This is a genomic window from Methyloceanibacter sp. wino2, assembly GCF_003071365.1.
GTDB lineage: Bacteria > Pseudomonadota > Alphaproteobacteria > Rhizobiales > Methyloligellaceae > Methyloceanibacter.
In genome coordinates, this window is record NZ_CP028960.1 from 1,906,452 (window position 1) to 1,918,355 (window position 11,904).

Consider the following 11,904-nt stretch of genomic DNA (forward strand, 5'->3'; position numbering starts at 1 on the left):
CTTGACTGACTAGAGGGCCTCAGCACCGGAGATGATCTCGATCAGCTCCTTGGTGATCTGGGCCTGGCGGGTCCGGTTATAGTTCAGCGTCAGCTTGCCGATCATCTCACCGGCATTGCGCGTCGCGCTATCCATGGCGCTCATGCGAGCGCCTTGCTCCGACGCGGCGTTCTCAAGCAGCGCCTTGAAAATCTGGGTCGTGATGTTGAGCGGCAGGAGATCGGCGAGAATCTCGGATTCCTCCGGCTCGTATTCGTAGATCGCGCCGTCCAGATCGACGCCGCTCTCTTTTCCTTCGGGAATAGAGGCGGGAATGATCTGCTGGGCGATCGGGGTCTGGCTGATGACCGACTTGAACTCGGCGTAGAACAATGTCGCCACGTCGAACTCGCCGGCCTCGAACATCGCCCGGACCTTCTGCCCGACCTGATCGGCATGTTCGAACGACAGCTGCTTGATGCCGCGGAACTCGATCACGTCGATGATCTGCGCCTTGAACTGGCGGCGAAGCTGGTCGTAGCCCTTCTTGCCGACGCAGAGGATCTTGACCTCTTTGCCCTGTCCGGTCAGTTCCAGCACTTTCTCGCGCGCTTTGCGGACAATCGACGAGTTGAAGCCGCCGCAAAGGCCGCGCTCGGAGGAGCACACCACCAAGAGATGCACATCGTCCTTGCCGGTCCCGACCATCAGGGGCGAGCCGACGCCCTCGAGGCCTTTGAGAGCCTCTGCCAGGTTCGAAAGCACGGCCTCCATGCGCTCGGCATAGGGGCGCGCGGCTTCGGCTGCCATCTGCGCCCGGCGAAGCTTCGCCGCAGCCACCATCTGCATGGCCTTGGTGATCTTCTGGGTCGCCTTAACCGAGGCGATACGGTTCCGAAGCTCCTTTAGCGAGGCCATGAATCAGCTCACGCGAAGGACTTGGCGAATTTGTCGGCCGCGGCCTTCAGCTTGTCGCCGGACTCGTCGGAGATCTTCTTCTCGTCACGGATGGTGTCGAGAAGATCCTGATGCTCGGTGTGCATGTACCGAAGCCATTCGTCCTCGAACCGGCCGATGTCGGACACCGACAGGGCATCCAGATAGCCGTTCACACCCATGTAGATGGAGACGACCTGCTCCTCGACCGTGAGCGGGGAGAACTGCGGCTGCTTCAGGAGCTCGGTCAGGCGCGCGCCGCGGTTCAGCAGCTTCTGCGTCGTGGCGTCGAGGTCCGAACCGAACTGGGCGAAGGCCGCCATCTCGCGATACTGGGCCAGTTCACCCTTAATCTTGCCGGCAACCTGCTTCATGGCCTTGATCTGGGCCGACGAGCCCACGCGGGACACGGACAGACCCACGTTCACCGCGGGGCGGATGCCCTGATAGAACAGATCGGTTTCGAGGAAGATCTGGCCGTCCGTGATCGAGATCACGTTGGTCGGGATGTAGGCCGACACGTCGTTGGCCTGCGTCTCGATGACGGGCAGAGCGGTCAGCGAGCCCGAACCGTTTTCGGCATTGAGCTTGGCCGCGCGCTCCAGCAGGCGCGAGTGAAGGTAGAACACATCGCCCGGGTAGGCTTCACGTCCCGGCGGGCGGCGAAGCAGCAGCGACATCTGGCGATAGGCAACGGCCTGCTTGGACAGATCGTCGTAGTTGACAAGGGCATGCATGCCGTTGTCGCGGAAATACTCGCCCATGGTGCAGCCGGTGAACGGCGCCAGGAACTGCATCGGGGCAGGATCGGACGCCGTGGCGGCGACAACGATGGAGTAGGGCAACGCGCCGTTCTCCTCGAGCACCTTCACGAACTGCGCGACGGTCGAGCGCTTCTGGCCGATGGCCACGTAGATGCAATACAGGTGCTGGGATTCGTCGTCGCGATCGTTGACCGACTTCTGATTGAGGATCGTGTCGAGAATGATCGCGGTCTTACCGGTCTGACGGTCGCCGATGATCAGCTCGCGCTGGCCGCGGCCGACCGGGATCAGCGCATCAACGGCCTTGAGGCCGGTCTGCATGGGCTCGTGCACCGACTGGCGGGGAATGATACCCGGGGCCTTCACGTCCACGCGGCGCATTTCGGTGGCCTCGATGGGCCCCTTGCCGTCGATCGGGTTGCCGAGACCGTCGACAACGCGGCCCAGCAGGCCCTTGCCGACCGGGGCTTCCACGATGTTGCCGGTGCGCTTGCAGATGTCGCCTTCGCCGATGTTCCGGTCGTCGCCGAAAATCACGATACCGACATTGTCGATTTCGAGGTTCAGGGCCATGCCCTGGGTGCCGTCGGCAAATTCGACCATTTCACCGGCCTGAACATTGTCGAGGCCGTAGACGCGGGCGATGCCGTCACCGACGGAGAGCACCTGGCCGACCTCGGCCACTTCGGCTTCCTGCCCAAAATTCTTGATCTGGTCCTTGAGAATCGCGGAGATCTCGGCGGCTTTGATATCCATTAGCCAACCTCTTTCATGGCGTGCTTGAGACGAGTGAGTTTTGTTTGAAGCGAGGTGTCGATCATGCGGCTGCCGACCTTCACCATGAGACCGCCGAGCAGGCTCGGATCGACACGCTGCTCGAGCATGACGTCCTTGCCGAGGGCGGCCTTCAGGGCCTGCTTCAGGGCTGTAATCTGTGTGTCGTTGAGTGCTGCGGCGGAGGCCACCGTCGCGCTGATTTCGCCGCGATGGTCGGCGAGCAGCGCGCGGAAGGCGCCGATCATGCCCGGCACGGCAAAAAGCCGGCGGTTCTTGGAGACCAGCAGCAGAAAATTCTTGGTGAGGCCGTCGATTTCGACTTTCTCGAGGACGGCTTCGAGGGCCCGGCCTTGCTCCTCGGAGGAGAACATGGGGCTGTTGACGAGCCGGGCGAGGTCTTCGGAGGCATCGAGGGCTTCGCCGAAACGGTTGAGATCGCTCTCTATTTTCTCGAGAGCCTTCTCTTCGACCGCCAGCTCGAATAGCGCCGTGGCATAGCGGCCTGCAACGCCCGATACGGTATGATCCTCAGATGCCAAGTCCCTCAAGCCTCTCCCTTTGAGGCAGGCGCAGACAACTGCCGCCCCACCCTTGATAGTCCGGTAAATGCTGGGATTAGAGCCCCCGCGTCAACGGAAATTTGCCCCGAAAAAGGCGCCGCTGAACCGCTCCTTGGATACCCCGCGGAGCCTGTAACATAGGGGTGACGGGCGTGCAACAGAGGTGCGCGAATCAAACGCCGCACGCGCGCGTTTCAGTCTGCGCTCAGAGGAAATTATAGGGGTCGATGTCGATGGAGAGGCGGATCGAGCCGCGCGCCTTGGGTGCGTCCGCCATCCAGAGGCGCAAGTAGGCCTGGATGTCCGCCTCGCGCGGCGCCTTCACCAAAATCCGGTAGCGGTAGCGCCCCCTGACCACCGAGAGTGGCGCTTCGGCCGGACCCAGGACCTCGATTTTCTCGGCGGGCGCCGCCGCCCGGGCGAGGCTGCGGGCGTAGCTTTCCGCCGCGGCCCGGTCTGTGCCGGATATAAGAAGAGAGGCGAGGCGGCCGAACGGCGGCATTCCCGCTTCGCGTCGCGCCTCGATCTCCTGGGCATAGAAGGCATCGCGGTCGCCTGCGACCAGGGCCTGGAGGACAGGGTGCTCGGGCATATAGGTCTGGAGCAGGCCGCGCCCGGCAATGGCCTCGCGTCCGGCCCGGCCGGTGACTTGGCTCAGAAGCTGGAAGGTGCGTTCGGCTGCGCGCGGGTCTCCTTGGGCGAGGCCGAGATCGGCATCCACCACACCCACGAGGGCCAGCCCGGGAAAATGGTGACCCTTGGCGACCAATTGCGTGCCGATGACGATGTCCACCTCGCGGTCCTCGATTTCCCGCAAGGTCTCGCGCAGATCCGCGATGCGCGGGGTCAGGTCGGAGGAGAGGATCGCGCGCCGCGCTTCCGGAAAGAGCGTCTCCACTTCTTCAGCGATGCGCTCGACGCCGGGCCCGCAGGCGACCAGGGACTCCTCGGCGCCGCAAGACGGGCATTCGTCAGGCAGGGGCGCGAACTTGCCGCAATGGTGACATTCGAGCCGGTGGCGGAACCGGTGCTCCACCATCCAGGCGGAGCAGTTGGGGCACTCGAAGCGGTAGCCGCATTTGCGGCAGAGCGTGAGCGGCGCGTATCCGCGCCGGTTGAGGAACAGCAGCGCCTGCTCTCCGCGCCCCAGCGTTTGCGCCATGGCTTCCGTGAGCACCGGCGAGAGCCAGGACCCGCGCTGGGGCGGGGATTTGCGCATGTCGATGGCTTCGAGGTCGGGCAGGCCGGCCGATTGATAGCGGGCGCGCAAGGGAATGTGCCGGTAACGGCCTTGGTCTGCGTTGACCAGACTCTCGATCGAGGGCGTCGCCGAACTCAAGACGACGGGACATTTGCCGAGGTGCCCACGCACCACGGCCATGTCACGGGCTTGATAGGAGACGCGGTCTTCCTGCTTGTAGGCCTGGTCGTGTTCCTCATCGACGACGATGAGCCCGAGATTGGGAAAGGGCAGGAACAGTGCCGAGCGCGCGCCGACGACGAGCTGCGCCTTGCCTTCGGCCACCGCGCGCCAGGTGCGGCCCCGCGCCGATTGGGTCAGCCCTGAATGCCATTCGGCGGGGCGCGCGCCGAAGCGCTCTTCGCAGCGGGTGAGGAAGGCGGCGGTCAGCGCAATCTCCGGGATCATGACGAGCGCCTGTTTGCCGCCCGAGAGCGCCTGGGCGATGGCCTCGAAATAGACCTCCGTCTTGCCCGATCCCGTGACGCCGTCGAGCAGCGAGACCGCGAAGCCATCATTTGTGTTCTCGAGGAGCTGCTCCGCTGCCTTGGTCTGCTCGTCGGAGAGTTCGGTGCGGAGCAGAGACGGATCGAGTTCGCGCGCGAGGGTGTCGGGCAGGGGCTCGGCCACGAGCGTGCCCGCATCGACAAGGCCGTCGATCACGCCCGGGCTAACCCCGGCTGCTTCCGCCAGCAGTGACTTCACCCAGATCAGTCCGTTGCCCGCCACGTCCAGCACGCGGGTCCGGGCCGGCGTCATGCGCTCGGGAGGCGGTCCGGCAAGGCGTACCCCATAGCGCGGCGCGGGCGGCTGAAACGCGGAACTCGCGCTCATCATCATGCGCAGGACCATGCCGGGCGGCGTCAGCGTGTAGTCGGCGACCCATTCGGCGAAGTCCATGGAGATCTCAGGCAGCGGCGGCACATCGTCCAGCACGTCGATGAGCGCGCGTAATTTGGATCGCGGAATCTTCGGCGCGGGCGCACCTTCCGGGCGCCGCCAGACCGCGGCCACGTATTTCACCGGCCCGAGCGGGGCGACCACGAACGACCCGGGATGGACCTGCACCCCGTCGGGCACCAGGTAATCATATGGCGCGGGCAGTGCGAGCGGCACCAGCACCGGTACCGTGTCGGGGGCCTCCTCGGGGATCAGCAGTTTCTGGTCTGGTTCGGACTTGGCCAAGATCGGGCGTTTCTGTTGGGGCTCGCCAGTGGGGTTAGCGGGGGTTTAACGACTCACTCCGCCATAGTAGCGCCTGTGCTATTTTGGGGGAGCGTGATGGCTTCGAAACCGCAAGAGAGGGCCTATCAGGGCCTCGCGGCGATCGGAACGGCGCCGGATGTGGCCGCCGCCGTCGAGGCTTGGCTTGCCTATCTCACCACCGAGCGCGATCTCGCCGCCCATACGGTCGAGGCCTATACCCGCGATCTCGGACAGTTTCTGTTCTTTCTCGGCCAGCATTTCGGCGGGACGCCCGACATGGCGGCGCTGCTGGCGGTATCGGCCCGCGACGTGCGGTCTTTCCTCGCCTATCGGCGTAGCCAGGATGTCGGGAGCCGCAGTCTCTCCAGGTCCTTGAGCGCACTGCGCATGTTCTTCCAGTTCCTCGAGCGGCGCGGCTACGGCAAGAACGATGCGGTTCGGGCCGTGTCCATGCCGAAGCTGCCCCATGCAGTGCCGAAGCCTCTGCCCGAGGAGAAGGCGACCGCGTTGATGGAAGGAGCCGACATCGCCGCGCCCGACGCACCCGAATGGACGCTCGCCCGCGATACCGCGGTGCTGACGCTGCTGTACGGGTCGGGCCTGCGCATTTCCGAGGCGCTGGGCCTCCAAGTCTGTGACGCGCCGATCAAGGGCCGCGACACGCTTCGCGTGACGGGTAAGGGCAACAAGACCCGTGTCGTGCCGGTGCTGCCGGTCGCGCGCGCGGCGGTCGAGCGCTATCTCGATCTGTGTCCCAAGAAGCTGGGCCCCAACGATCCGCTCTTCATCGGCGTACGCGGCAAGAGACTCAGTCCACGGATCATCCAGCTCCGGTTGGAGAAAGCTCGCGCCGCGCTGGGACTTCCCGCTACCGCGACCCCGCACGCGCTGCGCCATTCCTTCGCGACGCATCTGCTGGGCGCGGGCGCCGACTTGCGTGCGATCCAGGAGTTGCTCGGCCACGCCAGCCTGTCGACCACCCAAGGCTACACGGAGGTCGACCGCGCGCATCTCTTGAAGGCCTACGAGAGCGCCCACCCCCGGGCCTGAGTTCGCGCGTCTCCGGAAAACCGTGCTCCTGACACCTCACGACGGCGGTCGCAGGCCGTCCACCAAAACCGCATGAGACCGCGGATTTTTCTATTCTGCCATTGCGATACTGACTAGTCAGTCATATTTGTAGAGATACCCGGCGTCGTGCGGACGCATCGGAACGATGGGCCGGAAGCTTTCCGGAAAGGCGGCATGGCATGGCCAAGAGCAACCAGACGAAGTCCAAGGAAGAGACCGGCGCATCGCGCGGGCGCAAAGGCGACCGCGCGGACGAGATCGTGACGGCGGCCTTCGAGGAGTTCACCGTCAAAGGCTATGCGGGCACGCGCTTGGAGGATGTCGCGGCCCGCGCCAAGGTGTCCAAGGGCCTGCCCTATCTCTACTTCAAGACCAAGGAAGAGCTGTTCAAGGCCGTCGTCCGGAGCGTGCTGACGCCGGCGTTCGACGAGATGCGCGACCTCATGCTCGCCTCGGATTTGCCGAGCGAGGACTTTCTCAAGGGACCGTTCCTCGCCTTCCTGCAGGACCTCGTGAAGTCGCGCCGCATGCTGATCGCGCGGCTGCTGATCAGCGAAGGGCATAAGCATCCGGAGCTCACGCGCTTCTACTACGATCATGTCGTCTCGAAGGGCATTGCCGCCCTGCGCGCCTTCATCGACCGGGGCGTTGAGCGCGGCGAATTGAAACCGACAGGCTTGCACGACTTCCCGCAATTGCTGGTGGCGCCGGCGCTGATGGCCGTGATCTGGCGCAGCCTGTTTGAGGCTCATGCCCATCTCGACACCGATGAGTTTCTAAAGACGCACATCAATCTGGTGGCCGACGCAATCACCACCGGCAATCGGGGGCATGAGACCTCATGAGACGAACGGCTCTCATCATCCTTGCCGTCGTGGCCGTCGCCATCGGCGGGCTGGTTTTGTTGACGCGCTCCGGCGGCGATCAGGGTCTCGTGCCGGGTTATTTGGAAGCGGACCTGGTTCTGGTCGGTTCCGAAAAGAGCGGGCGCATCGAATCGCTCGAAGTCCGGGAAGGAGAAACCGTCGCCAAGGGCGATCTGGTGTTCACACTCGAAAGTTCGGAACAGAAGGCCGAACTCGCAACCCGCAAGGCTCGGCTGGCCGAAGCCGAAGCGCGGCTTGGCGATGCAAAGGCCGAGCTCCAGCGTCCGCGCGAGATCGAGGTGCTCGAGTCGGCTTTGGTGCGAGCCAAGGCCATGCAGACGAAGTCGCAGCTCAATCTCGATCGTATCCAGCAGCTCTACGAAAAAGGTTGGGTCTCCAAAGCGCAGCTTGATGACGCCGTCGCGCAGCACGACAGCAATCAGGCGGCCGTGAAGGAAGCGGAGCGGCGCATCGAAGCCGCCCATCTTCCGGGCCGTTCCGGCGTGATCGAGGCCGCGACGGCTGCGGTGTCGGAAGCGCGATCCGCCCTGGACGAAGCGGAAAAGAGTATCGCCAAGCGGAAGGTGTTCGCGCCGGCGGCCGGGTCCATCGAGGAAGTCTATTTCCGTCCCGGCGAGGTGGTGAATGCGGGGCAGGCCGTCGTGTCGCTGCTGCCGCCCGGCAATCTAAAGGTCCGCTTCTTCGTCTCGGAGGCGGACCGTGCGGGGCTTCGCATCGGAGAGACTGTCGGCGTGTCCTGCGACGGCTGTCCGTCGGGGCTGACGGCGACGATCCGCTTCATTTCGCGCGATGCGGAATTCACGCCGCCGGTGATCTTTTCACGCGAGCAGCGCAAGAAGCTCGTGTTTCTCGTCGAGGCGTGGCCCGACGAGAAGACCGCGGAACTCACGGCCGGGCAGCCCGTCTCCGTCACGCTCCCGCAGAGCCAGTAGGTCTCCCGTGACCAAAGAGATCGCGATCGACGTCCATGGGCTGACGAAGAAATTCGGCGACCGGACAGTCGTGCATGATCTCAGCCTGCAAGTGCCGAAGGGCGAGATCTACGGATTCCTGGGCCCCAATGGTAGCGGCAAGACCACGACCTTGCGTCTTCTCTGCGGTCTCCTCACGCCGGATGCGGGAGAGGGGACCTGTCTCGGCTACGACATCCTCACGCAGCAAGACGAGATCCGGCGGCATGTGGGCTACATGACGCAGCGTTTTAGTCTCTATGCGGACCTTTCAATCCGCGAGAACCTGGAATTCGTGGCGCGGGTCTACGGCGTGCCCCATCCGCGGCAGGCGGCGAAGGAAGCGATCGCGCGCCTCGGCCTGACCGGGCGCGCGGAACAGCTTGCCGGCGAGCTCTCGGGCGGCTGGAAGCAGCGCCTCGCGCTCGGCGCCTGCATTCTTCCCAACCCGCAGCTTCTGCTGCTGGACGAGCCGACGGCCGGCGTCGACCCGAAGGCGCGGCGCGAGTTCTGGGACGAGATCCACGCCCTGGCAGCGGAAGGCATCACGGTGCTGGTCTCGACCCATTACATGGACGAAGCGGAGCGCTGTCACGAGCTTGCCTATATTGCGTTTGGAGACCTGCTGGCGCGCGGGACCGCGCACGATCTCATCACGCAATCGGGCCTCAGCACCTGGATCGTGACTGGGCCCGGCTTGCACGACCTCGCTGTGCGACTCGAGCATCGTGACGGGATCGACATGGTCGCGCCTTTCGGAAACGAGCTGCACGTCTCGGGCCGCGACCCCAAGAAACTCGATGCCGCCATCGCGGAGGCCAAGAAAGAAGATGGCGCGTATCGCTGGCGGCAGGGCGAGCCGAGCCTCGAGGATGTGTTCATCCTGCTGATGGACCAGTCGCAGGACAATTTCGAATGAGCGCGGAAGCACAGAATTCAGCGCGCCCGGCGAGCCGGGATCCCGGCTTTCTCAAGCGGGTCTGGGCCATGGTGGTGAAGGAATTCGTCCAAATGCGCCGGGACCGCATGACGTTCGCCACCATGCTGTTCATCCCGATCCTGCAGCTGACGCTGTTCGGCTATGCCATTAACACCGATCCCAAGCACTTGCCGACGGCGGTGCTGACGCGCGACGATGGTCCGCTAACCCGCGCCGTGCTCGCGGCCATGAAGAACAGCGACTATTTCGAATTCAAACGGCAGGTGCGGGATTCGGCCGAGCTCGATGCGTTGCTACGCTCGGGTACGGTCCAGTTTGCGGTGGAGATTCCAGCAAGCTTCGAACGCGACGTGCGGCGCGGCGATCATCCGTCGCTGCTGGTCATCGCCGACGCCACCGATCCCGTCGCGACCGGCACGGCCATCGCCGCCGTGCAGGGCCTTATCGACACGGCGCTCCGGCGCGAACTGCGCGGACCCGACGAGGCGGTTGAAGCACGGGCCCCGCCTTTCACGCTGACGCTGCAGCGCCGCTACAACCCGGAAGGCCTGACGCAATACAACATCGTACCGGGCCTGCTCGGGGTCGTGCTGACCATGACCATGATGATGTTCACGGCGCTTGCGGTGACGCGCGAGATCGAGCGCGGCACGATGGAGAGTCTGCTGGCGATGCCGATCCGGCCGGTCGAGATCATGATCGGAAAGATCGCGCCCTTCGTTCTCGTCGGCTTCGTGCAGATGACGATCATCATCGGCGCGGCGTCGTTCCTGTTCGACGTGCCGATCCGGGGCAGTATCGGTCTGCTGGTTTTGCTCAGCACGTTGTTCGCCGCCGCCAATCTCGCCGTGGGCTACACGTTCTCGACCATCGCGCAAAACCAGCTTCAGGCGGTGCAGATGACGTTCTTCTTCTTTCTGCCGAACATCCTGCTGTCCGGCTTCATGTTTCCGTTTCGCGGCATGCCGCAATGGGCGCAAGTGATCGGGGAGATCCTGCCGCTGACGCACTTCATGCGCATCGCTCGCGGCATCATGCTGAAGGGAAACGGCCTCGCCGATATGAAGCTCGACGTGCTGGCGCTGGTGATCTTCCTCGTTGCGGCAATGGGGATCGCGCTGATGCGCTTCCGCCGCACGCTGGATTAGGCCCGCATTCGCAGCGCAGGCCGCTACATGTGAATGGGGCGCTTGTCGACGGCGAGCGCCGCTTCCTTCACTGCTTCATTGAGCGTGGGATGCGCATGGCAGGTGCGCGCCAAGTCTTCCGCAGACCCGCCGAACTCCATCAGCACGGCGGCTTCGGCGATCATCGTGCCGGCGTCTGGGCCGATGATATGCACGCCGAGCACGCGGTCGGTGACGGCATCGGCAAGGACTTTGACGAAGCCTTCTGTGGTGCGGTTCACCTTGGCGCGGCCATTGGCGGTGAAGGGGAACTTGCCGGCCTTGTAGGCGATGCCGTCCTCCTTGAGCTGTTCCTCGGTCTTGCCGACGGACGCCACTTCCGGCGCGGTGTACACCACGGACGGAATCACGTCGTAGTTCACATGCCCGGCCTGGCCGGCCAGGATCTCGGCGACGGCCACGCCTTCTTCCTCGGCCTTGTGGGCTAACATTGGCCCGGCAATGACATCGCCGATAGCGTAGATGCCCGGCACATTGGTCTGGAAATGGTGGTCGACGACGATGCGCCCGCGCGCATGAGTTTCGACGCCGACATTGGCGAGGCCTAAGCCTTCCGTGTTCGGCACGCGCCCGATCGAGACCAGCACCACGTCGCATTCCAGCGTCTCGGCCTTGCCGCCCTCCGCCGGCTCGATGGTGAGTTTCACTGACTTGCCCGAGGTGTCGACCCCGGTCACCTTGGCGCCGAGTTTGAAGGTGAGACCCTGCTTCTTGAGAATCTTCTGCAGCTGTTTGGCGACCTCGCCGTCGAGGCCGGGCGTGATGGTGTGCAGCATCTCGACCACGGTCACTTCCGACCCGAGGCGCGACCAGACCGAGCCAAGCTCAAGCCCGATATAGCCGCCGCCGATGACGATCAGGCGCTTCGGCACTTTCGGCAGCGACAGCGCGCCGGTCGACGACACGATGCGTTTCTCGTCGACGTCGATGCCCGGCACGTGCGCGACCTCCGAGCCCGTGGCGATGACGATGGCCTTGGTTTCGAGCGTCTGCTTGTCGCCCTTGTCCGGCGTCACCTCGACCTGGTGCGGGGCGAGGATCGTTCCGAGCCCGACATAGGCGTCGATCTTGTTCTTCTTCAGGAGATACTCGATGCCGTCCACGTTGCCCTTCACGCCTTCGTCCTTGAAGGCGAGCATGGCGGCAAGGTCCAGCTCCGGCTTCACTTTGATACCCATCTCGGCGAAATGCCCGGTCGCCTCCGCATAGGCCTCGGAAGCATGCAGCAGCGCCTTGGACGGGATGCAGCCGACGTTGAGGCAGGTGCCGCCATGGGTGGCGCGCTTCTCGACGACAGCCACTTTCATGCCGAGCTGTGCGGCGCGGATGGCGCACACATAGCCGCCAGGGCCGGTGCCGATGACGATCAGGTCGTAAGAGGAACTCATAGGACAGTCTCTGAAGTCG

10 protein-coding genes are annotated in these 11,904 nt (G+C 64.3%); 5 read left to right on the forward strand and 5 right to left on the reverse strand.

Annotated elements, in window-relative coordinates:
* Positions 1–9 precede the first annotated feature (9 nt).
* From DCY11_RS08825 to DCY11_RS08840, 4 genes are all read right to left on the reverse strand, one after another.
* Positions 10–897: a F0F1 ATP synthase subunit gamma gene (locus tag DCY11_RS08825; protein ID WP_108682579.1), complete on the reverse strand. Its 888-nt coding sequence runs from the start codon at positions 895–897 to the stop codon at positions 10–12.
* A gap of 8 nt (positions 898–905) precedes the next feature.
* Entirely contained in the window at positions 906–2,435 is a 1,530-nt protein-coding gene (gene atpA, locus DCY11_RS08830; RefSeq protein WP_108682580.1) for a F0F1 ATP synthase subunit alpha, read from the reverse strand.
* The gene (locus tag DCY11_RS08835) at positions 2,435–2,995 is read right to left on the reverse strand and encodes a F0F1 ATP synthase subunit delta (protein WP_069445673.1); all 561 of its coding nucleotides are present in this window, start codon (positions 2,993–2,995) and stop codon (positions 2,435–2,437) included. Before DCY11_RS08835 ends, atpA begins: the two co-directional genes overlap by 1 nt.
* 226 nt (positions 2,996–3,221) lie before the next feature.
* Positions 3,222–5,441, reverse strand: a complete 2,220-nt coding sequence (locus DCY11_RS08840; protein ID WP_208430436.1) for a primosomal protein N' — start codon at positions 5,439–5,441, stop codon at positions 3,222–3,224.
* A 96-nt stretch (positions 5,442–5,537) separates the two neighbouring features.
* Between DCY11_RS08840 and DCY11_RS08845 the strand changes: the two genes are divergently transcribed.
* The 5 genes from DCY11_RS08845 to DCY11_RS08865 all read left to right on the forward strand — a co-directional run bounded on the left by DCY11_RS08845 (position 5,538) and on the right by DCY11_RS08865 (position 10,458).
* Positions 5,538–6,512: a tyrosine recombinase XerC gene (locus tag DCY11_RS08845; RefSeq protein ID WP_108682583.1), complete on the forward strand. Its 975-nt coding sequence runs from the start codon at positions 5,538–5,540 to the stop codon at positions 6,510–6,512.
* A 200-nt stretch (positions 6,513–6,712) separates the two neighbouring features.
* Complete coding sequence (locus tag DCY11_RS08850) at positions 6,713–7,378, forward strand: TetR/AcrR family transcriptional regulator (RefSeq protein WP_108682584.1); 666 nt, start codon at positions 6,713–6,715, stop codon at positions 7,376–7,378.
* A complete protein-coding gene (locus DCY11_RS08855) occupies positions 7,375–8,352 on the forward strand; it encodes an HlyD family secretion protein (RefSeq protein WP_108682585.1) in 978 nt (325 codons plus the stop codon). The genes DCY11_RS08850 and DCY11_RS08855 overlap by 4 nt, the downstream gene beginning before the upstream one ends.
* 7 nt (positions 8,353–8,359) lie before the next feature.
* Positions 8,360–9,289 carry an ABC transporter ATP-binding protein gene (locus DCY11_RS08860; RefSeq protein ID WP_108682586.1) on the forward strand — a complete coding sequence of 310 codons (930 nt, stop codon included), beginning with the start codon at positions 8,360–8,362 and terminating at the stop codon, positions 9,287–9,289.
* Complete coding sequence (locus tag DCY11_RS08865) at positions 9,286–10,458, forward strand: ABC transporter permease (RefSeq protein ID WP_108682587.1); 1,173 nt, start codon at positions 9,286–9,288, stop codon at positions 10,456–10,458. The genes DCY11_RS08860 and DCY11_RS08865 overlap by 4 nt, the downstream gene beginning before the upstream one ends.
* A gap of 23 nt (positions 10,459–10,481) precedes the next feature.
* Here DCY11_RS08865 and lpdA read toward each other — a convergent pair whose 3' ends face one another.
* Entirely contained in the window at positions 10,482–11,885 is a 1,404-nt protein-coding gene (lpdA, locus tag DCY11_RS08870; protein WP_108682588.1) for a dihydrolipoyl dehydrogenase, read from the reverse strand.
* Positions 11,886–11,904: the final 19 nt, after the last annotated feature.